The organism is Mucilaginibacter humi (assembly GCF_013087555.1).
Window position 1 is genome coordinate 1 of the sequence record NZ_JABFCR010000060.1, and the last position, 22,039, is coordinate 22,039.

The following is a 22,039-nucleotide window of genomic DNA, read 5'->3' on the forward strand; positions in this document are numbered from 1 at the left end:
TTTAAAAAATCCCAGATCTCTTCACAAGCATTTAGGTTATGAGTAGTTTTTCCGATAATAAACTTTGGCAGGTATTGCCATCCACCCGGCCGGTATGGCCACCGTTAATAATGGTATAGCCAACTACTTTTAGTCCATTTTTAGGATTTATATATTCTTCTTTCAAAATGCTGGTACCATCATTTGCAACGTCGGGTATAGCAGTAACCGGGGTACCTTCTCGCAGTTATTTAGGGCAATCCATTTATCAATAACAACATCCTGCGAGTAAACGCTGCGGCCAAATAACTTTCCGCCATCATATTTTACTATCGGATCGCTGGTACCGTGCATATACAGGGCAGGCATAGGCCTTTCTAAGTCATACCCTTCGCCAATATCTAATGTAGCTGCAACTATTGCTACAGCGGCTATACGCTGGCTTAACTGGCAGGCCAGCCGGGCTGTCATAAAGCCACCGTTGGAAATCCCGGTAACATATACCCTATCCGGATCAGCATTGTAGGTTTTAATGATATAGGTGATAAGCTGGTCTATGAACTTTACATCATCAATACCATGCAAGTTAGCGCCATCATGCCAGATATGTTTTGATGCCGGACAAACTACGATAAACTTTTCGCGGTCGGCAACCGGGCGAAAATCGGCTAAATGGAACATCCCCTTCGGGCTGGCAAAGCCACCATGCAGCGAAATAACCAGCGGCATTTTACTGGTTTTATTACCTGGCGGAAGGTACGTAGCAAAGGAGCGCTTATTACCGTCTATCACCAGCTCGCCTTTTATTAACGGAGTGATTGATTGGGCGCGAGCGAATAAAAAGCTAAAAAGCAGCATCATTAAAGTAAAATATCGCATATAGTTGCTTCCGGGTTTGACAAATAACCAATTATCATTAAAAACGTTTATTTTATTAGTACGGTTTTTAAAACTGTTTTGGGTATTTGAGGTTGTAAGTATTATTCAATCATTTCATACTTAACTTACTCGATATTTTAGCACTATGAAAATCATTAAAACATTAGTTATCGCAGCTATTACCGCGTGCACATTTACTGTTGCGGAAGCACAAATACATTTACCGGCGCCACCGCCGCCTCCGGGTGGCCGTCCACCGCTACCGCGTATCCACTTGAAAACACCACCGCCTCCACCAAGACCGGGCGGCCCGGTTGTAGTTAGCAGAAGTAGGTCAAGGGGTAGTGTTACAGTTAGAAGACATTACTATTACCGCAACGGTAAAAGACATTACCGCACGTATTAAAATGAAAAGAGCCGCTCATCTTATCGATAGAGCGGCTTTCTTTTCACTTGTAAACCAAACCAAATAATATTTTACGCGGATTTCCTGCGGGTATTTGTTAATGATGCTTCGTAAATTGAGGAAATAATATCATCAACTATCAATGTAGCCGAGAGGTCACGATCAACATGATCATAAACAACATACCTTTCGGTATCTATTACATAAATAGCCAATAAAGGGATGTTAACATCAATCCCCGAAAAACGGTTCCATGTTGGATCATCTTTTGAGTAAATCCTGAACTGCTGCGCTATTTCGTTATTGATATCGTAATAAAAATTTAAAGACAAATTATTTTCCCAGGTAATTTTAGCTAACTGCTCATCACCCGCCTCATCAGTTAAAATTAAAAGGTTGCCACCATTAGCTTTAATCTCTGATTGGATGGCATTTAGTTCTTTTAGCTGCTCAACGCCCCTATCCTTCCAGTGTTTCGAATAAAAAGCTATAGCCAAGGGCTTACCATATAAGTGTTTTAAAGATATAGAACCGTGAGCTGGCGCACCATTATAAAAGTTTTTCCACCTCTTAAAATCAGTTACCAGGTTAATATCAGGTATTAAATTACCGGTTTTAACCGGTTGTAGCTTCTTGTATGGTTTGTAACTAAAGTTAGGCTCAGGAATAATTTCAGACAGATCGAAAAACGGATATTTGTTGATGGTAGTTAACATGTTAAAGTAAATTGAAAGTTGATAATAGATTTAATAGATAGATGCAGGCGTCGGTTGGCAACAACAAAAACACATTCGAAACCCTTTGGCCTGTCTGCCCGAAATGATCTTTATAGTGCTGGGTACTTTACTACGTTTCATAGTGGCTATTTCAATTACATTTCAAATGTACTACTAAATCTATATACTTTATAGTATTTATAAGTATAATTTTATAATAACCTGATAATCAAGAATAAAATTTATAATTACTAAGATATCAGCTATTTCTGGTTGCGTGGATTTAAATAGTGATCAGCCTCATCCTCAATTTTCACATCATGATTGGTTAAATCTTTCTCTAAAAGCATTTGTATTTCACCGTTGGCGTTTTCAAATCTAACTTTGTCGATATTTGAATAATGTGCAATTACTATTTTAGGTATATATATTAACATGGCGCTAATTCTAATTTAAACTACTTTTGATCTGCAAAATACAGGCCAATTATTAACTTTACATTAATCTTTAAGAGATATTTATAAATAGTTATTAACATGAGGATCAATATATTAGCTTTCGGCATTGCAAAGGAAATTTTTGGTAGTTCGACAGTTGATGTTGAACTGGTGAATGATGCTACGGTGTCTAACTTAAAATACCTGTTAGAAGGACAATACCCGAAGTTAAAAAAACTGGCAACTTACATGATAGCCGTTAATAACGAATATGCGCTTGACGGTGATAACATACATGAACGTGATGAGATTGCCATAATTCCGCCGGTTAGCGGCGGATAATACCTCACCCTGCCCTATCTAAACATGAATATAGAAATAAAACTATCCGTAGCAACCCTTGATGTGCAGCATTGCATCGACTGGGTGATGTCGCCCGAATGCGGGGGATAGATGTGTTTATTGGTACCGTGCGCAATGCTACCAAAGGTAAAGCCGTTATCAGGTTAGAATTTGAGGCTTATGAGAAGATGGCTGCGAGTGAAATGCAAAAAATAGCTCAACATGCTTTTGATAAATGGCCGGTGCAGAAAATATTGATCCATCACCGCACCGGTGTTTTGCAAGTTGGCGAAATACCTGTAATTATTGCCGTAGCTGCCGCCCACCGGGATGCCGCCTTTGATGCCTGCCGTTTTATCATAGACACCCTAAAGCAAACCGTACCTATCTGGAAAAAGAAATATTTGAAGACGGCGAAGTTTGGGTAGCGGCACACCCGTGAGATCAATGAGTGAATTATTGAATGAGTGATTGAGCGAATGTTGCAGGGTGGTTATTTTGGGGAGGAAAACCGGGCTTGTAGTCCGCCTTCTAAAGAATAAACTTTTGCAGTTGGCGCTTTTTGTTTGATTTGCTTAACAGCCTCTGCACTCCTTTTACCTATCGAACAATAGAGTACTTTAACCTTTTCATTGGTTAGGTAATCCATATTTTCATCGATCTCGTCTGCTTCAAAATGGATACCTCCGATATCTATTTCGTCCCGCTCTGGTCGGTGCGGATATCAACCAACTCTAAAGTATGATCAACTAATCCTTTTTTAACATCGTCTACCGACATAGTTAATACCTGAACAGTCTTGACCAATCCGCTAATATTGGTTTTGGTTACCTTCCCTATTTTGATGATGCGGCTTTGCAGGGTAAGCGCGTCAAAAACCATTACTTTTCCTGTCAATAACTCGCCGGTTTGGGTAATGTGTTTAATCACTTCGTTTGCCAGGATACAGCCGATAATTCCTGCCAGCGTAGGTATAACGCCACCATCGGCACAATTTGGTATTTGGGTGGCATCTACTTCAGGGAACAAATCCCGGTAATTAGGAGATTGGGTACCATCAGCATTATTTACATTCCAAACCGCGGCCTGCCCTTCAAACTGATATATAGCGCCGTAAACAACGGGTTTACCTGTCATTACACAAGCGTCATTAAGCAGGTACCGGGTTTCAAAATTGTCTGTTGCATCAACAACAATGTCATATTGATTGATTAGATCAACTACGTTATCAGAGGTGATCTTTACGTCATGCAATACTAACCTGATACCCGGGTTTTGTTGTTGCAGTTTTTGGCAGGCTATTGCAGTTTTTTTTTTTTGACCGACATCCGTCGGTGTATATAAGATTTGCCGGTGCAGGTTGCTTATAGATACCATATCAAAATCAGCAACCCCAAGCGTACCTACACCCACAGCTGTTAAATATTGAGCAGCCGGGCAGCCTAATCCACCGGCACCAACTATTAAAACCTTAGCTTGTTGCAATAGTTGTTGCGCCGCTTCGTTAAAACCGGGCAATGCTATCTGGCAGCTATATCTCGAAAAATCGGGCTCCATAGTTAGGTTGAGGAATTTTTTGATGGATCTGGCGCTTTATCTTGTCAAAATCATCGGGGGTATTCACATTAGTTAATTCATCCGCATTTAAAGGTTTTAGCAAGGTGGTATCGTTATTTATTAAAACCTTGCGGGGACATGAATATCCTTGTGCTAAATAAGCCAACGATACAGGGTAACTCTTAGGCTCCCAGATAGTAATTAACGGTTCGGGGAAACCATCGAAAGCACTCTCATAAGCCGTTGCTATTGCTGATGGGTTACGGTTAGTTATTAAATGCTTAAACGTTTCTGCACCCAATAACGGCATGTCGCAGGCTACAACCAGCCGGGCATTATCCGGCTTTTCGCGAAATGCGGATAATATCGCACCAAACGGGCCCAGGCCGGTAAAAGTATCGGGTAAGGTTGGGTAGTCGGCAGCTACCTCTTGTTGTTGCTCTGCACGGCAGGAGATGTACACCTCATCACAATATTCTTTCAACAGATCAGCCATATAATAGCGCTGCTCTTTACCAAACCAGTTTATAGTGCTTTTATCATGTCCCATCCTAAGGCTTTGCCCGCCGGTTAACACTAATCCATTTAGTTTAGGTTTGGCCTGCAGCATTTTAGTCTTAAAAAAATCGATGATCTTATCCGTTTCGTCAAGGCGATAAGTTGGTAATTGCTGCCAGTTGGGGATAGTATCCTTTATAAAATCGAATACATCGTCGGTATCAGCCAATAATATCAGTTCGACATTGGTGAGCTGCTCCACCCTTTTTGCAGCGATGCCATTTTGTTATTATAAATAATAACTACCTGCGCTTTGGCCGGCTGATGATTACCATTAACCAATATCAGGTCGGCAGCAGCAAATTGTTGTTTAAAACTTATCGGTTTTAAATCGGCACTGTAATTAAACTGGTGGTTATTCAACTGATCTGTATATTCTAAAACCGCGCCGCTTGCCGGGCGACCAGGCAATGATATTACTTCATCATTATGTGAGGAATCTGCATAAGCGCATTTATACTGCGGTGATAGCGCGGCTATAACATCGGCAGCCAATAATTTAATATTGATACAGGGCGCGCCAAGTATCGCCCACTCGTTTCGACCAAAATTACCGGCTACCGGCCGGGCCAGCGAAGCGTGTTTTTATGCTTGCCTTCAGGCTGGTTATACTCGTTTGAAATCACGTTTACCTCCTGTTTTTGCTATCAGTTTGGTTTCTTTAATAACAATATCATGGCTCAATGCCTTACACATATCATAAATAGTCAATGCCGCAATGCTTGCGCCTACCAGAGCTTCCATTTCAATACCTGTTTTAGCGGTAATGGTGGCCGTGCAATCTATCACGACTTCCTGCTGATCGTTTAGCTGTATATCGATCTGACAATTATCTAAGCCTAATGGGTGACAAAGCGGGATCAGGTCGCCGGTTTTTTAGCAGCCATAATGCCGGCAATGATGGCGGTTTGAAAAACTGAACCTTTCTGGTTTGCAAATCACCGCCAACCAATTGCGTTAATACCTCATCCGGCAGGTAAACAATACTGCGCGCCGTAGCTGTACGATGTGTTACCGCTTTTGTCGAAACATCAACCATTGTAGCTTTACCAGCTTTATCGAGATGAGAGAATTCGCTCATTATATTTGATTAAAGATCCAAACGCGATATGTCTCGCCCTTTTTAAACTCATTCTTTTCTAAAGGCAATACCATAAACGCGTCTGTATCTGCTAAGTTAGCAAAATCACCGGAACCATTACCCTCAACCGGCATAGCTAATAGTTGCCCCTGTTCATTAAAATCTAATTTTACCTGCAGATAATATTCCAATGGAGATTGAAATGAAAAATCAGCAGCTAAAATTGCGTAAACAGGTTGTTTAGGCGCTAATCCTAACGACGCATTTAACCACGGAATAAAATACCGTTGCGTACACATAAAGGTAGCCACCGGATTACCGGGAAAAGCAAATACCACTACCCCATTATCATGCTTGCCAAACCAAAAAGGCTTACCCGGGCGTTGCAACACTTTATGAAATGCCTGATTTACCTGCAGATCTTTTAATACACGGGGATGTAATCAAATTTACCCATGGAAATACCGCCGGTTAGCAACAGCACATCATATTTTTGAAGGCAGATATGTAATTGCTGCTTGATTGTTTCAGGATCGTCGGGAATATGCCTTATATCTGCCTTTAGGCCTTGACCAGCTAAAATAGCCTGCACCATATAACTGTTCGACTTTCTGACCTGGTAAGGAGATGGCGTAGCTTGAACATCCACTAATTCATCGCCTGATGATATAACTACCACGCGCGGCAAGCATTTAACCCGTAATTCTGCTTCACCAACTGATGCAAGCAGGCTAATGATAGCAGGTGTTATCAATTGCCCGGGGGTGAGCAACAGGTCGCCTTGTTTTTATCATTACCTTTTAAATGAAGGTTTTGTCCCTTTTTTAAGTTGTTAATTAAAATCGTCGCTTTACCATCTTTTATTTCAATATCTTCATAACGAATTACCGTATCGACAGAATCAGGTAGTGCAGCGCCGGTCATTATTTCAATACACTCGTCAGACTTGTCAATATCACTTGGTTGATCTCCGGCTGCCTGAGTAGCCTTTATATTAAAAGTCGTTATTCTTTTTTCAAAGGATCGATAATTAATGGCTATCCCATCCATCGTAACCCTGTTAAAGGCGGGCAAGTCGCGATCTGCTTTTATGTTTTCGGCCAATACGCGGCCCAAAGCTTCGTCAAACAAAACTATTTCGGCGCCGTAATCGCGCGTATTTTCAAATATCAATTGTTCGGCTTGCTGGACAGTTATCATCTCATTATTATTTATCCGGAGACGCAAAGCATTGCGTCTCTACGTTTATCTGCATATAGAGACGCAATGCTTTGGTAACTATATACTACTTTACACCAATTAATTTAAAATAAATTTGCAATTGGTGTAATTAACTTCTATATTTACATTGTAATTCACAACGCAATGATAAATATAGAGTTTAAATCAATACGAGAACTAATAAAAGCTTTCCCTGATGAAGCTACTTGCACAGCGCATTTAGAGCAATTGCGTTGGAACGGTAACGTAGTAAGCCCATTTGATGAAACATCTAAAGTTTACACTACTGCACGTGGCTACAAGTGCAAAAATACAGGTAAATACTTTAACGTTCGTACTCAAACTTTATTCGATAATACCAAAATAGAATTACAAACTTGGTTTATAGCTATCTACCTTATTACAGGTCACAAAAAAGGAATATCTTCTTTACAGTTAGGACGTGATTTAAACGTTACTCAAAAGACTGCTTGGTTTATGTTGCAACGTATCCGCAATTGCTTTGGTATTGATAGTGCCGAAACTGACCCAAACAACAATAATAAACTTGGTGGTTCAGGTGTAGTTGTTGAAGTAGACGAGACGGTGCATGGCGGGAAGACAAAGAACATGAGTAATAAAAAGCGTAAAGTTATAGCCGAAAATAAAGCTGATCGCCACAATAATAAAACTGTTATGGTAGGCTATTTAGAGCGTGGCAGTAGATTGCGTTTACAAGCCGTTAAACCAACAGACTTTATTCCTGATATGGTAAGAGCCAATGTTGATACTGAAAGCGTTTTAATGACAGATACAGCGAATACTTATGTTAAGGTAGGTAAGGATTACGCTCATCATGGAGTAGTTGACCACACCAAAAAGAATACGGCAGAGGTATTTATTATACTAATGGCATAGAGGGTTGCTTTTCGCTTTTTGACCGAATGGTAATCGGTATCTATCATAATATATCACCTAAACACATTCAAAAGTATGCTGATGAATTTTCATTCCGCTATAACAGCCGTAAAACTACCGACCTAATCCGTTTTAATTCACTACTTTCGAATTGCACCAACCGTTTAACCTATAACCAATTGACAAAATGAGTAAGATTTTAAAAGCCTCTTATGGTTCAGATAAAACTCCTTTAAAATTAGGAACAGTAGAAATACCTTGCTATGTATTAGAAGATGGTACGAGGGTGTTATCGGGTAGGGCGATGCAAAAAGCATTGGGATATGAAGGCAGTAGCGGGGATTGGCTTAAAACATTCATAGGAACTAAAAATATCACCACCAATATTGACCCTGAAATCTTAGCCGGCATTTTAAAGCCAATAAAATTTAAAAGAGTTGATGCAGGTGGCTCACAACCAATAACTTACGGGTATGATGCTACTGCTTTGATAGACCTTTGCGATGCTCTAATAACCCTAAATAAAGCCGGCGTTTTAAGAGATAATCAAAAGTTTTTGCTGAGCAAGCAGAGATTATAATTAGATCGGTTGCTAAGGTTGGTATTATAGCTTTAATTGATGAAGCAACAGGGTATCAACATAATCGTGAAAAAGATGAACTTCAAAAGATTTTAAGTGCATATATAGCAGCGGAATTACTCCCTTGGCAAAAGAGATTCCCAGATGAATTTTATAAAGAAATATTCAGGCTAAATGGGTGGGACTATACAGTAAATGGTATAAAAAACAGACCCGGTGTTATTGGCACATGGACAAAGAATCTTATCTACAATCTGTTACCAAATGGTGTGTTGGCCGAATTGGAAAAAAGACACCAAAAAGTGATTCTGGAAATAAAACAGCAAGGTTACATCAAAGTCTTACTTTAGATGTGGGTGAGCCGCATTTAGAAAAACAATTAATTTCTGTTATTACACTTATGAATATTTCGGATGATTGGAAAAGTTTTTTAAAGCTTTTTGGTAAGAAGTTTCAAAAGGATTTAATAGAATTGGCGAGGTCTGCTGACTTTAAGACTCGTAAACTAAAAAATAAATCAGACAGTCAAAATTATGTATTCGATTTGTTTGCCGATCCAAAAGAAGAACAAAAAATTAAACCAGAAGAACATAAAGAACCTCTATCTGACTTCAATACTAAACTAAAAACAGCATTAAACTACAATCCTAAAGACAAATAGACCTAACGATTGATTTTCAAAAACTTATTTATAACTTAAGAGGCTCAACCCAGCCTCTTAAGTTATGGATTATAAACCCGACCTATCCCCAGAACAAAAGTTAAATATTGTACTGCAAAAAGTGGTTAATGCCTCTCGGGATGATATTTTACACTCAGTTAATTTAACGCCATTGGTCGGCGCAGATGGGTATGAAAAGGAGATATTCGAAATACTTTTGAAATTACTCAAAGATGGTTATGTAACTTCTACAAATTATAGCGGACATGGTAATTACGTTTCAAATTTTGACGGCAGGCTATTTATAGATAATGGGGGTTATGTAGCTAAGGCTTTAAAAGACGCAAACGACGCTTTGCTGGTTCAATTGGAGATTGACCGTCGTCGAACATTGGATGTCCTTTTAGCGACGAACTCAACTCGTTTAAATGTTTTAACATGGTGGCTCGTGATTGGTGCGTTTGCTGTAGTTGCTTGGCAGATTTTCTTATATTTTTATCCTGTGCATAGAGACTACCCTTACTGGATTTGGGAAACAATCCCAAAAGAAAAACCTTAATTTTATTGACGCAATTTTTCATTGGTGTAAACTAATATATAGTTACCAATGCTTTGCGTCTCCCGCCAGATAGGTCTCATCCCCCAATAGTAGCCATAGATTCATGTACACCGGTTTTCTCGACGCGTAATCGCTCTGCCTCCCAACCATCAACAGATCTGTGGTTAAAGGCGTTGAGTAAGTATTTTTCTATTTCCCCGTCGCTTGCGCCCGACCGCATCAGGTCTTTAATATTCAACACGCCATCATCATACAGACAATTTTTCAATGTGCCCTGTGGCGTAATGCGGATACGGTTACAGGTACCACAAAACGTACGCGAGTAAGCGGCAATAATACCAACGCTGCCTTTATGCCCCGGAATTTGATAGTTATAGGCAGTAGAATAAGCAGGGTCAACCAATTTTTGTATTTGAGGGTAATGATCGGTTATCTCATCCAAGATCCGTACATGATCCCAAACTACGCCCCGGTATGAATCCTCATCGCCGTTAAAAGGCATTTCCTCTATAAAACGTACGCTTACGGGGAGGTCCTTAGTCAGTTCGACTATCGGTATGATGTCCTGTGTATTTCTACCATCCATCACTACCGCGTTTATTTTCACTTCAAAATCATGCTTTAGCAGTTCATCTAAAGTGGTCATCACATCCGCAAATTCATCGCGACGGGTAATGGCAAAGAAACGGTTAGCATCCAGCGTGTCCAGGCTAAGGTTAACAGATCTGATACCCAAAGCCTTCATTTCGGCAACATGCGGTGCAGTCAGTACCCCATTTGTCGTAATGCTTAGTTCTTTTAATCCGTTTAGCTGCGAGAGGGTGGTCAGCAATTTCATGATGTCTTTACGCACAAATGGTTCGCCGCCGGTAATGCGAATCTTTTCGATCCCCATTTTTACCAACAAGGTAGTGGCACGAAGCATTTCTTCGTAGCTCATTAGTTCTGTGCGCGATAGCCAGTTAAGACCATCCTCGGGCATACAATAAAAGCAACGCAGATTACACCTGTCGGTAACTGCCAGGCGCAAGTAATTAATTTTTCTACCGTGATTATCTACCAGCAATTATATCTCCCTGTTAAAACGATATAAAGTTAACACATCAATATTAATAAGCTGATACCTATACAGAAAATTTATAAGTGGTTTGCGTATTATAAACCTCGCCCGGTTTAAGCACGGTTGATGGAAAGTTTGGCTTATTAGGCGAATCTGGAAAATGCTGTGTTTCCATGGCAAATGCTGTACGCATGGTATCTTTAACATTGCCCCTGGTTAAATTTGTTCCCGGTGTAAAATTGCCGGTATAAAATTGCAACCCGGGCTGGTCTGTAAAAACTTCCAGTTTAATACCTGTTATATCACCGGTAACACTTGCGACCGGTAAATGTGCACCATGCCTGTTTAAAACAAAGTTATGATCATAACCTTTAGCAAATTTTAATTGTGGATGGTCATTATTAATTCTTTTTCCTATCCTTTCGGGGTTGATAAAATCAAACGGCGTACCTTTTACCGGTGCTATTTCGCCGGTTGGTATCAGGGTACTATCTATCGGGGTGTAATGGCTGGCATTTATTTGCACAACATGATATAATATATCACCGTTGCCCTCACCATTTAAATTAAAATAAGCATGGTTGGTTAGGTTAACAACCGTGGTTCTATCAGTAGTTGCTTCGTACGTTATAGTGATCTCATTGTTCTCGGTAAGAGTATATGTTACCTTAACCTGTAAATTACCGGGGTAACCTTCTTCGGTATGCTCAGAAAGTGTTTCTAAAACAACCGTTTGCTCATCAATTTGCTTAGCATCCCAAACTTTATAGCTAAAGTTGGCTTTGCCGCCGTGTAAACTATTTGGGCCATTATTTATAGGCAGGCTATATTTTTCACCCTCCAAAGTAAACTTGCCTTTTGCAATACGATTGGCATATCTCCCAACAATAGCGCCATAATAACTCGTTTGTTTAGCCAAACCTTCTATAGTGTCAAACCCAACTATAACACTGGTTAATCTCCCCTTTTTATCAGGAAGCCAGGCTCCTACGGTACCCACCAAAATTGGTAATAGCAACCTGCATACCTGCTTTATTTTTCAGGTGATACAATTCAATCTGCCGGCCGGCAATCTTCCGGTTAAATGCTGATGCACGGGGTATTGTTATTGCTGTTGGATTATAAACCATGATTAAATTAAAACATATCTTTTTCTACAACTGCGGTTTCGCAAATGTAGGTTGGCACTATGCCGGTTGATGTGATCCGGGTATCCACATCCTTAGGTAAAGTATTTCCGGACAGCACCAAAACGGTATCAAGGCCAAATTTATTGCCACCTAAAATATCTGTGTGTAAGGTATCGCCTACCATTACTATTTCTTTTTTGCTGATAGGGCGATAGTCCCTAATCAGGTCATAAGCGAACATAAACATCTGCGAGTCCGGCTTGCCAAAACGAATAAACTTTTTACCTACTATAGTCTCCACCATCATTGCCAGTCCACCTATGGCTACAGAAAGATCATGAATAGTAACAGGATAAGCATGATCGGTATTGGCAACAATTGCCGGGATTGTGCGCTTGCGCAATAAGTTAATGGCTATGTTAACGCCTTTTTGCCAGTCAAAACCTTCATCATCCAAAAACAGCAGCGCTTTTACTGGTCCATATTACCCTCATTAACATCGCTTATAGGCATTGGATGCAATCCCGGGCTTTCTATATAATGCGCCGAACCTTCGGTACCTAAATAGGCGACTACACCCTCGGGTACTTTAAGGTAGAGGTACTCTTTGGTTAACATGCCTGATGATATGATCCTGTCGGGAGTAATAGCATGCAGGCCCATTTTATGGTAGGATGATGCCAACTGCACCGGGCTGCGCGACGCATCATTAGTAACGATGTAATATTCTTTATTTTGCTCCTTTAAGTACTCGAATGTTTTTTCGATACCCGGCACCGAGCCCTGGTAGTTTTTATTACCCCAAAGGCGTCGAAAAAGATAACATTATACTTGTCAATTATAGTTTTAAAGTTATCTATTTGGATCATAGAAGTTTTGAGTGGTGGGTTGTGAGTTCTGAGTTTACTTTATTTATGCGATGATATTGTGTACTCTTATTTTTATTATTTGGATGCGTTAAATTAAAAACAATTACTTAAAACTCAGCACTCATTACGCTAACCCCAGCGCTTTTATAATTTTTCGGCATCAAAATCACGATCTACCGAGGGCAGGTACAGTTCAAATGCTTCAGCCTGCAATTTTTGGCGTATTGTTCGCTAAAAAAATATTTACCGTCTTTAATTACGTAATTCAGGATAAAAAACCGGTAGGCCTCTTTTAAAAATCTGATCTCGTTCGCGGTTAACGGATTTACCTGGTGGTACTCTTTAAGGAATATGATAAACCTGTCTTCCATTAATGTTTTAATGCCATAACTAAATATGGTACGGTCACCAACATCAGATACTACCCGGCTCAGGAAATAGAAATCAAGCACCCTATAGCTCATCCTGAACCAATCGTAATCCCAACGAGAATATAGATTTAAGTTTTGATCGACTGAGAAATTACCTATGTTCCAGTCAATAAAGACCGGAATGATCTCGAAAGAGCTCATGTTGTATTTAGAGCGGTTCCGCAAGAAAGTCTCGCAGTGATATTTCAGAAAATCAACCTGCATCGCGCTGCCAAACTGTTTTTCTTTTATTTCTAACTGATGTAATAGCGAATAAATATCCGTTCGTAACGTTTTTGATGATTTTGGCAACACACTTTTAATCCGCGCGCAGGCTTTATGAAACTTACCAACCTGCTGGCCAAGTTTGCGGATGTGATGCTCATCCAAACGGCGTGGCATACGGTCAAATATCCGGGTTGGGTTATAAAAAACTACCCCAGGCATCAGTTTGCCTGAATTTATAATGATAAATATATACCCTATTATTTTTTAATAATGATTTTGACAGGAAATTCTCGAACGGGTAAAGCAGGTTGTTTGATAAGCTATGTATAATTCGATGATCTTCCTTAAAATGCTCGTACTTACCAAAGTGCGATAGTTTGGCAATAACTATATCGTCATCGTCAAATGTAACTTTAAAAACCCTGTTTGTTGATACCATCGCGCTGATGTCTTCAATACCTTTAATGGTTTTGAAGCATCGTAGCCTTCCCACGCTTTTTAATAATTATAGAATAGTCCATTCGGTTTATAAATTCAAAGGACCGCAAAGATATGATAGAAATCATTTTAAACAGGCCATTTTTTCAACAATCCTATTGATCAGGCAGCGCAAAAGCTACATAAGCATCGCCTGATGGCGCACCTAACTTGCCACCGCCACAGGCAATAACCGGTATTGCCTACCATTTAATAAATAAACACTTGGCGTAGCAAAACCCGCAGCTGGTAAGGTAGCCTCCCACAGTAACTTGCCATTACGTTTATCAAAAGCGCGAATTTTTTTATCCTTTGTAGCTGAAATAAACACTAACCCACCGGCTGTAACTACCGGCCCGCCGTAATTTTCGGTTCCGGTCACCGGCAAACCTTGCTTAATCAAATTCTCATCTTCGCCTAACGGGATCTTCCAGGCTATTTTACCGGTGTTAAGATTGATAGCATTTAAAGTACCCCACGGTGGCGATATTGCCGGCAAGCCCTCGGCGGTTAAAAATTTATTATAACCGGTCATTTCATAAGGCAGGTCGGTATGGGTCAATTGGCGCAGGGCTGGTGAACTTATGCTTGCCCTCTTCCTTGTTGTTGGTAATAAAAGCTAAAATAGCGTCCCGTTCTTGCTTTGCGATATCTTTAAACGCAGGCATCATCCGGCGGCCCGTTTGCAGTAGCGTATCAATTTGGCTGCGGGTGTACTTTTTTCTATGCCGATAAGGGTCGGCGCGTTTCCCGCTCCTTCCCTGTTTTGTCCGTGGCAGCTCATGCAGTTTTTAGCAAACAGCCGTTCGCCTGCAGCAGCAAAAGTTTCAACTTTATCAGGGCGCTTTTTTGCAGCTATCATGGTCAGGATCCATGGCATTTCATTAGCATTTATATACAGCAATCCGCTTTGCGGATCGTAAGCCGGCCCGCCCCACTCCGCGCCGCCATCAAACCCGGGAAATATCACAGACGACTGTTTACCCGGCGGCAAAAACATATTGCCATAGCGATAGCTTTTTAAACGGGATAATATATCAGCTTTTGATTCAGCAGATATATAGGGATTGATATCATTCTCTGTAAAACTTTGCCTTACAAATGGCTGCGGCCGGGTTGGGATAGGCTGCGTTGGCGGGGTTTCTCGCCCTCCAGTTCGCTTTTTGTAGCCACAGTCGCTTCTTTTATTGGATATAACGGTTTACCGGTAACCCTGTCCAGTACAAATACAAAACCGTGCTTGGTGGGCTGTGCTACGGCGTCAATCAATTTACCTTTTCTTTTAATGGTGACCAGCGCAGGCGGGGTCGGCAAATCCTTGTCCCACATATCATGATGGATAACTTTGGTAATGCCATTTTAATTTACCCGTAGCGGCATCAAGCGCCAGCAAGCTGTTGGCAAACAAGCCTGCCCCTAATCTTTTACCCCCATAAAAATCAAAGGAGGCTGATCCTGTAGGTGCGAATAATATACCACGCTTCTCGTCCATACTAAACCCCGACCAGCAATTGGCACCGCCTATGTGTTTCCAGGCTTCTTTATCCTCCCGGGTATTATAACCAAACTCGCCCGGGTGCGGTATGGTATGAAAGATCCAGCGCAGCTTACCGGTACGCACATCAAACGCGCGGATACTGCCGGGCGCTGCGTTGGCGCTCTCATTTACCCTTCCTCCTACAATGTATAGATCTTTGTAAATTATCCCCGGCGAGGTAGCGGCGATGTAAGTACTTTTATTGGTTAGCTCTAAGTCGTCATGAAGATTGATCGCACCGTTTTTACCGAACTCTTTGATTAATTCCCCCGTTTCTGCATTTAGTTCATATACATTAGAGCCAGCTCCGTATAACACGCGTTTATCCTTCCCACTTTGCCAATAGGTAACCCCGCGGCTGTTATTCAGGCCCAGTGCGACCTCTTTTCCAAGATAAGTTTCTGGCTTAAAGATCCATTTCTGCTCGCCAGTTGCTGCGTTAAGCGCTATCAAACTTAAACGTGGCGTAGTACCATACAAAATGCCATTTACAATTATAGGATTACACTGAATTTGAGATAAGCCTTTGACATCCGCATCTTCGGTATGATAGATCCACGCAACCTGTAGCTGTTTAACGTTAGTAGTATTAATCTGTTTTAGAGATGAATATCTGATAGATTTTTTAGATCCTCCATAAACTTCCCAACCTGTATTTATGTTAGTTTGCGCCTTAGATAGATGCATGTTGAAAGGCACAGCAAAAATCCACAAACAGGCTACAGCCTTTTGGATAAAACGCATTTAATACAGGTTATAGTTGTTTATATTATTTCAAAATATCTTTTCAGCTCCCAATCGGTAACGCTTTTGGCAAACTGTTTACACTCCCATAAACGGGTTTGCGTAAAATGCTCCACAAAATCGGCACCCAATATTTCCTTAGCAATGGCCGATCTTTTCATATCGACAGTTGCCTCATATAAGTTTGGCTGTATGCTACCGTTTGATTTATTTTGATAACCATTACCAACTGTCTGCGGCACGTCCAAACTCAGCTTATTTTTGATACCGTACAAGCCCGACGCAAGCGCGGCAGCCATTGCCAGATACGGGTTGGTATCTGCACCAGGATTCGGGTTTCTAAACGGGTATATCCTTCTGTCGGGTTTAGCACGCGAAATGCAGTAGTACGGTTCTCAATGGCCCAGGTTATGGTTGTTGGTGCCCGAGGCACCTTCAATTAAACGTTTATAACTGTTAATAGTAGGTGCATACATAGGCAATATATGCGGCAGGCAATATAATTGACCCGCTAAGTATTGCTTGTGCAGTTCGCTCATTTTATTTACGTCCTTCGCATCATAAAATAAGTTTTGAGTTTGATCTTTATTCCACAGGCTTTGGTGAATATGACCGCCACAACCGGGCAGGCTCTCATTCCACTTAGCCATAAAGGTGGCTACAATACCATGCTTATAAGCTATTTCTTTAACAGCGGTTTTTAATATTGCTGCCCTGTCCGCTGCTTCTATAATGTGGCTGTGCAGTATCGCAGCCTCATATACACCCGGGCCGGTCTCGGTATGAAATCCTTCTAACGGAATATTAAACTTAGCCAGCAGGTCAACCAGATCATCACAAAATTCGCTGTTCTCTGAAGTTCTTAATATGGAATAGCCAAACATACCCGGTGTTAATGGCTCGAGGTTGCTAAAACCTTTATCCTGTAAACTCTGCGGTGTTTCCCTGAAGTTGAACCATTCAAACTCCTGTGCAAACTCCGGGTGATAGCCTAAAGCCTCACAGTCTTTTGTAATACGTTTTAACAAGCTGCGTGGGCAAGCTGCCAAACCTTTACCATTCTCGTCGCTAAAATCACCAACAAAGAAAGGGATATTATCCTGCCACGCCACCGGCGAAAGGTTGAAAGATCAATATAGCAGGGCTTATCAGGGTAACCGGTGTGCCATCCGGTAAGCTCGACATTATCATAACATACATCGTTGCTATCCCAGCCAAAAACCACATCGCAAAAACCATAACCACTTTGCAAACCATCCAAAAATTTTTTGGAGTGGATCACCTTTCCGCGCAGCACCCCATCAATATCGGCAAAAGCGAATTTTATTTTTTGTATGTTATTTTCCTGAATATATGCTGTAATTTGATCCTGGTTCATGGCGTAGATAAAAACTTGTTCAATATTAAGCAAGATAACTATCCTAACCTAAAAATTATATTTTAAATGATAAATGATCTTTTGTTTGTATACGGGACGTTGTTAGATACTCATAATGAATTTGGCAATTATTTAAGAAGCAATGCTAAATTTTATAATAGTGGCAAATTTAAGGGTAGATTGTATGATGTGGGTGAATACCCGGGTGCAATAACCGGCACAAAGAATGACTATAATATTATCGGGGATGTCTACCGTTTAACATCGCACGATGCATTAAAAGCAATAGATGATTACGAAGGATATGGTGATGATCAGCATCAACCTAATTTATTTATCCGAAAACTTTTTCCGGTTGAAACTGGTGGTGCTTCGGCTGATTGTTGGGTGTATTTATATAATTTCCCGGTGGAGGGTTTGGTAGAGATAAAATCTGGTGATTATAAAAGCTACCTTAAACAAAAATAGCGATAGGTTTAACCCATCGCTATTTTTGATATGTAATTAGCTAAAATTAGATCTTAGCTGATTTTACAGTTTTAATGATAACTGCAGCTACTTTGTATGGATCGGCAGCCGAGTTAGGACGACGATCTTCTAAGTAACCACTCCAGTTGTGATCTACAGCGTAAAGTGGAATACGGATAGAAGCACCACGATCTGATACACCATAGCTAAAATCATGGATAGAAGCAGTTTCGTGCTTGCCAGTTAAACGTTGATCGTTATCGGCACCGTATACAGCGATACACTCAGCAACTGCAGGACGGAAAGCCTCGCAAACTGCTTTAAATTTAGCTTCGCTATTAGCAGTACGTAATAAAGTATTTGAGAAGTTAGCGTGCATACCAGAACCATTCCAGTCTAATTGACCCAGTGGTTTGCAATGCCAGTTAATTGATACGCCATAGCTTTCGCCTATTCTTTCTAATAAATAACGTGCAACCCAAATTTGGTCACCAGCTTCTTTAGCGCCTTTAGCAAAAATCTGGAATTCCCACTGACCGGCAGCAACTTCGGCATTGATACCTTCAACGTTTAAGCCGGCTTCTAAACATACGTCTAAGTGTTCTTCAACAATCTCACGGCCATATGCATTATTAGCACCTACCGAACAGTAGTAAGGACCTTGTGGTGCAGGGTATCCACCTGCCGGGAAACCAAGAGGTTTGTCGGTTTTTGATCCCACAAGAAATACTCTTGCTCAAAACCGAACCAAAAATCATTGTCATCATCCCGGATAAGCGCACGGCCGTTTGACTCATGTGGCTGACCTTTTGAATCCAACACTTCGCACATTACTAAATACGCGTCTTTTCTTTGTGGATCAGGGCAAGTAAAAACAGGTTTCAAGATACAATCTGATGAACCACACGGTGCCTGCTCGGTAGATGAACCATCGAAGCTCCAGTTATCCAGATCTTCAACCTTACCGCTAAAAGATTTTACGATTTTTGTTTTGCTACGCAGGCTTTGAGTTGGTTTGTAGCCATCAAGCCAGATGTACTCTAATTTTGTTGCCATGTTTTAAGTTATTTTTTGTAAAGTTTGATTCAGATTATATTATTTAGCCTATCGCCATAATTATATGGTAGCAAATTTATATTAATATTTCTATTTTTTACAAAATTTATCAAAAAAGTTAAAAAAATATAAATTGTTACAATAAAACTATTTAATGACGGTAAAAACAATAAAATAAGGCATTAAAAATACAAATCAGCTGTTTTTGCCAATTTGCATAAACTTTTAATTACCAAACCAACCTATTATGTAAGAATGCAGTAAATCATCATTATTTAATCCTAATAAGTATAAACCAATCTATTTATGTACTAATAATGCTATTTTAACAATGCACAGACAGTTTTTTATAATTTTTTATTAAAATTGCACACAATAAACGCTTCTTAAAATCAAATCCTTATGAAATTGTTGATAATGCTTTAAAAAGCGATAACCACTTCATAAAATATAAACAAATTAATACTATGAAAATAACAGTTGTTGGTGCCGGTGCAGTAGGTGCTACATGTGCGGATAACATCGCCAGAAAAGAATTAGCAGAAGAACTTATTTTATTGGACATCCGTGAAGGTTTTGCCGAAGGCAAGGCTATCGACATGATGCAAACCTCTGCCCTGTTGGAGTTTGATACTAAAATAAAAGGCGTAACTAATGACTATGCAGCTACTGCCGATTCTGAAGTTGTTATTATAACCTCTGGCCTGCCGCGTAAACCGGGCATGACCCGCGAGGAACTGATTGGTGTAAACGCCGGTATTGTTAAAAGCGTTACTGAGAATATACTAAAGCATTCACCTAACACCATCATCATTGTGGTTTCAAACCCGATGGATACCATGAATTATCTTACGCTTAAAACGTCAGGCTTGCCTAAAGAGCGTATTATAGGTATGGGTGGCGCATTGGATTCAGCAAGGTTTAAATATTACCTGAGCCGGGGAATTAGGCTGCTCACCTGCCGATTTGAACGCGGTTGTTATTGGCGGCCACGGTGATACTACCATGATCCCGTTAATTAACCACGCTACCGGAACAGTATCCCGGTTACTCAGTTCTTATCGCAGGAGCAACAAGACAAAATAGTTAAATCAACTATGGTTGGCGGCGCTACTTTAACAGGGTTGATCGGTACATCTGCCTGGTACGCTCCGGGTGCAGGTACCGCGTTTATGGTCGAAGCTATTGTGCGCGACCAAAAGAAACTAATTTCTTGCGGTGTAGCTTTAGAGGGCGAATACGGCCAGAAAGATATCTCATTAGTAGTACCGGTTATATTAGGTAAAGGCGGCTGGGAAAAAGTGGTTGATTTTAAATTAACTGCCGATGAGCAAGCATCATTTAACAAAAGTGCCGATGCGGTACGTGCCATGAACCAGTGCTTACTGATAGTAATTTATTATAATATTACTTACAATATAGCAAGGCCCCTACCATTGTAGGGGCCTTTTTTGTTTGATATTAAACCTTTTAACTACGCGACTATCAAACAAAACATTACAAATACAAATTAGGAACATGAAGAAATTACTTTTAATAGCAGGTTTACTGGCAGGGTCGGTAATGTTTGCAAATGCACAGATCTTAACCAAATCGCCGGATAAACGCGTAACGCACCAGCTAAAAGCTTTACAAAAGAACTTAAACCTGGATGCTGCCCAAGCTGAAAAGATCAACACCATATTATTGGCAAGAGCTAACAAAGTTGACAGCTTAAGAGCTAACACAACAGATGACAAAAAGACTAACAGGCAGGCAATTAAAGTGTTGATGCAAACATCAGAAGAACAGGTGAATGCGGTACTTACTGCCGATCAGCAAAAACATACGCGCAATTAAAGGAAAGCCGTAAAGCTAAAATGAAAAAACGGGGTGGCGACCAAACCATGGATACACAGTCCACAAAAGGCTAAATAATAAAGCCGCCTCACTATCTGGGGCGGCTTTATTATTACAGGTTCTTCAACCTCCGTTGCCGGCGAATCTCGTCGGGATCTATCTTATAAGGCATTATAGCTATCTGGCTGATGTAATGATGAGGTAACCCTGCATTCTTAGCCAGTTTTAATATTTTGGCATGATACCAGTCGTAGGGTAATAAATACGGGGTGATAGCATGGGGTTGCGTTACAAATACTTCGGCGTGGTATAAGTTATCTTCCAAATCAAAACACAGTACAGTTTCCAGCTTGAGGGTGGTATTCCATAAAGGATCATGAAAGTTACTGCGTTCTTCATCGTCCAACTCAATGAGGGTTCCCCAGACTACAGCGTCATGCTCATACGATTTCATCACATTGGCTTTAGCCGATTCATCATCGCCGGTACTATTAAAAGCAAAGGCATACCCCGGCAGCTTCCCTATACCTATCTTTTTGGCAGACGGTACGGTCTTCGCGAATTTCTCCAGGTTCATGTTACCTGCATATGCAAATAGTATCATGGGAACAATTATGGCTTCTTACTTAAACGCATGGTATAATAAAATGTTATATAAATTACAGACACTTTGTATAAGTAATTAAAGGCGCCACTCTGGGTACGCAAAGTTTCGATTGCCTGCGTACCACACCATTTATTACATTTCGTACGCCAATCGCATATACGCCAACACTTCCTCATTTATATCGGCAATATTCAAAACCCTTAAATGGTGGTTAAACTGGTTTTGTCCCGGCACCTGCCCTACTTTCTGGAAACATAGATTATCTTCATAATGCTGCTTAAACGGGAATACCACGTGGATAAAGTTTTTACCCAACTGCGTTACCCAGGCAATGCGTTTATGCGCGTTGGATATACCTATCAT

The 22,039-nt window shown here is 40.6% G+C and carries 34 protein-coding genes and 4 pseudogenes; 10 read left to right on the top strand and 28 right to left on the bottom strand.

Going from position 1 to position 22,039, the window contains the following annotated elements; translation table 11 throughout:
• Nucleotides 1-31: 31 nt before the first annotated feature.
• The 3 genes from HK413_RS20055 to HK413_RS12065 form a co-directional block, all read right to left on the bottom strand.
• Complete coding sequence (locus HK413_RS20055; protein WP_262886903.1) at nt 32-166, bottom strand: hypothetical protein; 135 nt, start codon at nt 164-166, stop codon at nt 32-34.
• Entirely contained in the window at nt 163-858 is a 696-nt protein-coding gene (locus tag HK413_RS12060) for an alpha/beta hydrolase family esterase (RefSeq protein ID WP_175270319.1), read from the bottom strand. Before HK413_RS12060 ends, HK413_RS20055 begins: the two co-directional genes overlap by 4 nt.
• Nucleotides 859-1,335: 477 nt before the next feature.
• Nucleotides 1,336-1,980 (bottom strand): peroxiredoxin family protein, encoded by a 645-nt coding sequence (locus HK413_RS12065; RefSeq protein WP_175270320.1) that lies wholly within the window; start codon nt 1,978-1,980, stop codon nt 1,336-1,338.
• Between the two features lie 536 nt (nt 1,981-2,516).
• Between HK413_RS12065 and HK413_RS12075 the strand changes: the two genes are divergently transcribed.
• A complete protein-coding gene (locus HK413_RS12075; protein ID WP_175270322.1) occupies nt 2,517-2,759 on the top strand; it encodes a MoaD/ThiS family protein in 243 nt (80 codons plus the stop codon).
• Between the two features lie 98 nt (nt 2,760-2,857).
• Nucleotides 2,858-3,187 (top strand): molybdenum cofactor biosynthesis protein MoaE, encoded by a 330-nt coding sequence (locus HK413_RS12080; RefSeq protein ID WP_217452281.1) that lies wholly within the window; start codon nt 2,858-2,860, stop codon nt 3,185-3,187.
• 65 nt (nt 3,188-3,252) lie between these two features.
• Here HK413_RS12080 and HK413_RS22325 read toward each other — a convergent pair whose 3' ends face one another.
• The 9 genes from HK413_RS22325 to HK413_RS15535 all read right to left on the bottom strand — a co-directional run bounded on the left by HK413_RS22325 (nt 3,253) and on the right by HK413_RS15535 (nt 7,155).
• Complete coding sequence (locus HK413_RS22325; protein WP_217452282.1) at nt 3,253-3,408, bottom strand: rhodanese-like domain-containing protein; 156 nt, start codon at nt 3,406-3,408, stop codon at nt 3,253-3,255.
• A 44-nt stretch (nt 3,409-3,452) separates the two neighbouring features.
• The gene (locus HK413_RS12085; RefSeq protein WP_217452283.1) at nt 3,453-4,316 is read right to left on the bottom strand and encodes a HesA/MoeB/ThiF family protein; all 864 of its coding nucleotides are present in this window, start codon (nt 4,314-4,316) and stop codon (nt 3,453-3,455) included.
• The gene (locus HK413_RS12090; protein ID WP_217452284.1) at nt 4,291-5,076 is read right to left on the bottom strand and encodes an NTP transferase domain-containing protein; all 786 of its coding nucleotides are present in this window, start codon (nt 5,074-5,076) and stop codon (nt 4,291-4,293) included. The genes HK413_RS12085 and HK413_RS12090 overlap by 26 nt, the downstream gene beginning before the upstream one ends.
• Nucleotides 5,049-5,369, bottom strand: coding sequence for a hypothetical protein (locus HK413_RS12095; protein WP_175270323.1), 321 nt, complete (start codon nt 5,367-5,369; stop codon nt 5,049-5,051). Before HK413_RS12095 ends, HK413_RS12090 begins: the two co-directional genes overlap by 28 nt.
• A gap of 111 nt (nt 5,370-5,480) precedes the next feature.
• Nucleotides 5,481-5,738: a cyclic pyranopterin monophosphate synthase MoaC gene (locus HK413_RS20060; protein ID WP_217452294.1), complete on the bottom strand. Its 258-nt coding sequence runs from the start codon at nt 5,736-5,738 to the stop codon at nt 5,481-5,483.
• Nucleotides 5,704-5,955, bottom strand: coding sequence for a cyclic pyranopterin monophosphate synthase MoaC (locus HK413_RS20065; RefSeq protein WP_262886904.1), 252 nt, complete (start codon nt 5,953-5,955; stop codon nt 5,704-5,706). The genes HK413_RS20060 and HK413_RS20065 overlap by 35 nt, the downstream gene beginning before the upstream one ends.
• Nucleotides 5,955-6,347 carry a MoeA family protein gene (locus HK413_RS15525; RefSeq protein ID WP_217452285.1) on the bottom strand — a complete coding sequence of 131 codons (393 nt, stop codon included), beginning with the start codon at nt 6,345-6,347 and terminating at the stop codon, nt 5,955-5,957. The genes HK413_RS20065 and HK413_RS15525 overlap by 1 nt, the downstream gene beginning before the upstream one ends.
• Before the next feature lie 32 nt (nt 6,348-6,379).
• Complete coding sequence (locus tag HK413_RS15530; protein WP_217452286.1) at nt 6,380-6,709, bottom strand: molybdopterin-binding protein; 330 nt, start codon at nt 6,707-6,709, stop codon at nt 6,380-6,382.
• A complete protein-coding gene (locus tag HK413_RS15535) occupies nt 6,706-7,155 on the bottom strand; it encodes a MoeA family protein (RefSeq protein ID WP_217452287.1) in 450 nt (149 codons plus the stop codon). Before HK413_RS15535 ends, HK413_RS15530 begins: the two co-directional genes overlap by 4 nt.
• Nucleotides 7,156-7,320: 165 nt before the next feature.
• Between HK413_RS15535 and HK413_RS12110 the strand changes: the two genes are divergently transcribed.
• The 5 genes from HK413_RS12110 to HK413_RS12120 all read left to right on the top strand — a co-directional run bounded on the left by HK413_RS12110 (nt 7,321) and on the right by HK413_RS12120 (nt 9,873).
• Complete coding sequence (locus HK413_RS12110) at nt 7,321-8,073, top strand: IS1595 family transposase (protein WP_217452288.1); 753 nt, start codon at nt 7,321-7,323, stop codon at nt 8,071-8,073.
• Nucleotides 8,070-8,264 carry a transposase gene (locus HK413_RS22330; protein ID WP_394353171.1) on the top strand — a complete coding sequence of 65 codons (195 nt, stop codon included), beginning with the start codon at nt 8,070-8,072 and terminating at the stop codon, nt 8,262-8,264. Before HK413_RS12110 ends, HK413_RS22330 begins: the two co-directional genes overlap by 4 nt.
• A complete protein-coding gene (locus HK413_RS15545) occupies nt 8,261-8,653 on the top strand; it encodes a hypothetical protein (RefSeq protein ID WP_217452289.1) in 393 nt (130 codons plus the stop codon). Before HK413_RS22330 ends, HK413_RS15545 begins: the two co-directional genes overlap by 4 nt.
• Before the next feature lie 104 nt (nt 8,654-8,757).
• Nucleotides 8,758-9,003, top strand: a complete 246-nt coding sequence (locus HK413_RS22335; RefSeq protein ID WP_394353172.1) for a P63C domain-containing protein — start codon at nt 8,758-8,760, stop codon at nt 9,001-9,003.
• Nucleotides 9,004-9,378: 375 nt separating this feature from the next.
• The gene (locus HK413_RS12120) at nt 9,379-9,873 is read left to right on the top strand and encodes a hypothetical protein (protein WP_175270324.1); all 495 of its coding nucleotides are present in this window, start codon (nt 9,379-9,381) and stop codon (nt 9,871-9,873) included.
• Between the two features lie 76 nt (nt 9,874-9,949).
• On the opposite strand, the gene moaA is transcribed toward HK413_RS12120, so the two are convergent.
• The 12 genes and pseudogenes from moaA to HK413_RS18330 form a co-directional block, all read right to left on the bottom strand.
• On the bottom strand, nt 9,950-10,939 hold the full coding sequence (moaA, locus tag HK413_RS12125; protein WP_175270325.1) for a GTP 3',8-cyclase MoaA: 990 nt from the start codon (nt 10,937-10,939) through the stop codon (nt 9,950-9,952).
• A gap of 58 nt (nt 10,940-10,997) precedes the next feature.
• A complete protein-coding gene (locus tag HK413_RS12130; RefSeq protein WP_175270326.1) occupies nt 10,998-11,933 on the bottom strand; it encodes an aldose epimerase family protein in 936 nt (311 codons plus the stop codon).
• A gap of 137 nt (nt 11,934-12,070) precedes the next feature.
• Nucleotides 12,071-12,520 (bottom strand): HAD hydrolase-like protein, encoded by a 450-nt coding sequence (locus HK413_RS18320; RefSeq protein WP_246230459.1) that lies wholly within the window; start codon nt 12,518-12,520, stop codon nt 12,071-12,073.
• Between the two features lie 14 nt (nt 12,521-12,534).
• On the bottom strand, nt 12,535-12,840 hold the full coding sequence (locus HK413_RS18325; protein WP_317169554.1) for an HAD family hydrolase: 306 nt from the start codon (nt 12,838-12,840) through the stop codon (nt 12,535-12,537).
• A gap of 265 nt (nt 12,841-13,105) precedes the next feature.
• A complete protein-coding gene (locus tag HK413_RS12140) occupies nt 13,106-13,789 on the bottom strand; it encodes an aminoglycoside phosphotransferase/kinase family protein (RefSeq protein WP_217452290.1) in 684 nt (227 codons plus the stop codon).
• A complete protein-coding gene (locus HK413_RS15555) occupies nt 13,767-14,063 on the bottom strand; it encodes a hypothetical protein (protein WP_217452291.1) in 297 nt (98 codons plus the stop codon). The genes HK413_RS12140 and HK413_RS15555 overlap by 23 nt, the downstream gene beginning before the upstream one ends.
• A gap of 150 nt (nt 14,064-14,213) precedes the next feature.
• On the bottom strand, nt 14,214-14,609 hold the full coding sequence (locus HK413_RS12145) for an outer membrane protein assembly factor BamB family protein (protein ID WP_217452292.1): 396 nt from the start codon (nt 14,607-14,609) through the stop codon (nt 14,214-14,216).
• Nucleotides 14,610-14,714: 105 nt separating this feature from the next.
• Nucleotides 14,715-14,927 (bottom strand): c-type cytochrome, encoded by a 213-nt coding sequence (locus HK413_RS22630; protein ID WP_449406797.1) that lies wholly within the window; start codon nt 14,925-14,927, stop codon nt 14,715-14,717.
• A gap of 15 nt (nt 14,928-14,942) precedes the next feature.
• A pseudogene (locus tag HK413_RS22635) lies at nt 14,943-15,376 on the bottom strand (pyrroloquinoline quinone-dependent dehydrogenase); the annotation flags it as partial.
• A 1-nt stretch (nt 15,377) separates the two neighbouring features.
• Nucleotides 15,378-16,328, bottom strand: a complete 951-nt coding sequence (locus HK413_RS12160) for a PQQ-binding-like beta-propeller repeat protein (protein WP_217452293.1) — start codon at nt 16,326-16,328, stop codon at nt 15,378-15,380.
• Between the two features lie 20 nt (nt 16,329-16,348).
• Nucleotides 16,349-17,440 (bottom strand): annotated as a pseudogene (locus HK413_RS12165) (glutamine synthetase family protein).
• On the bottom strand, nt 17,350-17,706 hold the full coding sequence (locus HK413_RS18330) for a hypothetical protein (RefSeq protein WP_246230461.1): 357 nt from the start codon (nt 17,704-17,706) through the stop codon (nt 17,350-17,352). Before HK413_RS18330 ends, HK413_RS12165 begins: the two are co-directional and overlap by 91 nt.
• Nucleotides 17,707-17,772: 66 nt before the next feature.
• On the opposite strand from HK413_RS18330, the gene HK413_RS12170 reads away from it, so the two are divergent.
• Nucleotides 17,773-18,174 carry a gamma-glutamylcyclotransferase family protein gene (locus tag HK413_RS12170; RefSeq protein WP_175270330.1) on the top strand — a complete coding sequence of 134 codons (402 nt, stop codon included), beginning with the start codon at nt 17,773-17,775 and terminating at the stop codon, nt 18,172-18,174.
• A 46-nt stretch (nt 18,175-18,220) separates the two neighbouring features.
• Here the strand turns inward: HK413_RS12170 and HK413_RS18335 are convergent, their stop codons facing one another.
• Together HK413_RS18335 and HK413_RS18340 are read right to left on the bottom strand one after the other, a co-directional pair.
• A complete protein-coding gene (locus tag HK413_RS18335; protein ID WP_317169555.1) occupies nt 18,221-18,895 on the bottom strand; it encodes a glutamine synthetase in 675 nt (224 codons plus the stop codon).
• Nucleotides 18,814-19,230, bottom strand: a complete 417-nt coding sequence (locus HK413_RS18340) for a glutamine synthetase beta-grasp domain-containing protein (protein ID WP_246230463.1) — start codon at nt 19,228-19,230, stop codon at nt 18,814-18,816. The genes HK413_RS18335 and HK413_RS18340 overlap by 82 nt, the downstream gene beginning before the upstream one ends.
• Before the next feature lie 467 nt (nt 19,231-19,697).
• Here HK413_RS18340 and mdh point away from each other — a divergent pair.
• A pseudogene (gene mdh, locus HK413_RS12180) lies at nt 19,698-20,672 on the top strand (malate dehydrogenase).
• Between the two features lie 76 nt (nt 20,673-20,748).
• Complete coding sequence (locus HK413_RS12185; RefSeq protein WP_175270331.1) at nt 20,749-21,069, top strand: hypothetical protein; 321 nt, start codon at nt 20,749-20,751, stop codon at nt 21,067-21,069.
• Nucleotides 21,070-21,181: 112 nt separating this feature from the next.
• Here the strand turns inward: HK413_RS12185 and HK413_RS12190 are convergent, their stop codons facing one another.
• Together HK413_RS12190 and HK413_RS12195 are read right to left on the bottom strand one after the other, a co-directional pair.
• Nucleotides 21,182-21,673: a gamma-glutamylcyclotransferase family protein gene (locus HK413_RS12190; RefSeq protein WP_175270332.1), complete on the bottom strand. Its 492-nt coding sequence runs from the start codon at nt 21,671-21,673 to the stop codon at nt 21,182-21,184.
• A 135-nt stretch (nt 21,674-21,808) separates the two neighbouring features.
• Nucleotides 21,809-22,039, bottom strand: a pseudogene (locus HK413_RS12195) (hypothetical protein); the annotation flags it as partial.

Coding starts and splice junctions, on each gene's coding strand:
- HK413_RS12060 (WP_175270319.1), bottom strand. CDS start 858: ATGCGATATTTTACTTTAATGATGCTGCTTTTTAGCTTTTTATTCGCT.
- HK413_RS12065 (WP_175270320.1), bottom strand. CDS start 1,980: ATGTTAACTACCATCAACAAATATCCGTTTTTCGATCTGTCTGAAATT.
- HK413_RS12075 (WP_175270322.1), top strand. CDS start 2,517: ATGAGGATCAATATATTAGCTTTCGGCATTGCAAAGGAAATTTTTGGT.
- HK413_RS12080 (WP_217452281.1), top strand. CDS start 2,858: ATGCGGGGGATAGATGTGTTTATTGGTACCGTGCGCAATGCTACCAAA.
- HK413_RS22325 (WP_217452282.1), bottom strand. CDS start 3,408: ATGGATTACCTAACCAATGAAAAGGTTAAAGTACTCTATTGTTCGATA.
- HK413_RS12085 (WP_217452283.1), bottom strand. CDS start 4,316: ATGGAGCCCGATTTTTCGAGATATAGCTGCCAGATAGCATTGCCCGGT.
- HK413_RS20065 (WP_262886904.1), bottom strand. CDS start 5,955: ATGAGCGAATTCTCTCATCTCGATAAAGCTGGTAAAGCTACAATGGTT.
- HK413_RS15535 (WP_217452287.1), bottom strand. CDS start 7,155: ATGATAACTGTCCAGCAAGCCGAACAATTGATATTTGAAAATACGCGC.
- HK413_RS12110 (WP_217452288.1), top strand. CDS start 7,321: ATGATAAATATAGAGTTTAAATCAATACGAGAACTAATAAAAGCTTTC.
- HK413_RS15545 (WP_217452289.1), top strand. CDS start 8,261: ATGAGTAAGATTTTAAAAGCCTCTTATGGTTCAGATAAAACTCCTTTA.
- HK413_RS12120 (WP_175270324.1), top strand. CDS start 9,379: ATGGATTATAAACCCGACCTATCCCCAGAACAAAAGTTAAATATTGTA.
- HK413_RS12140 (WP_217452290.1), bottom strand. CDS start 13,789: ATGCCTGGGGTAGTTTTTTATAACCCAACCCGGATATTTGACCGTATG.
- HK413_RS22630 (WP_449406797.1), bottom strand. CDS start 14,927: ATGCCATGGATCCTGACCATGATAGCTGCAAAAAAGCGCCCTGATAAA.
- HK413_RS12160 (WP_217452293.1), bottom strand. CDS start 16,328: ATGCGTTTTATCCAAAAGGCTGTAGCCTGTTTGTGGATTTTTGCTGTG.
- HK413_RS18330 (WP_246230461.1), bottom strand. CDS start 17,706: ATGAACCAGGATCAAATTACAGCATATATTCAGGAAAATAACATACAA.
- HK413_RS12170 (WP_175270330.1), top strand. CDS start 17,773: ATGATAAATGATCTTTTGTTTGTATACGGGACGTTGTTAGATACTCAT.
- HK413_RS18340 (WP_246230463.1), bottom strand. CDS start 19,230: ATGGCAACAAAATTAGAGTACATCTGGCTTGATGGCTACAAACCAACT.
- HK413_RS12185 (WP_175270331.1), top strand. CDS start 20,749: ATGAAGAAATTACTTTTAATAGCAGGTTTACTGGCAGGGTCGGTAATG.
- HK413_RS12190 (WP_175270332.1), bottom strand. CDS start 21,673: ATGATACTATTTGCATATGCAGGTAACATGAACCTGGAGAAATTCGCG.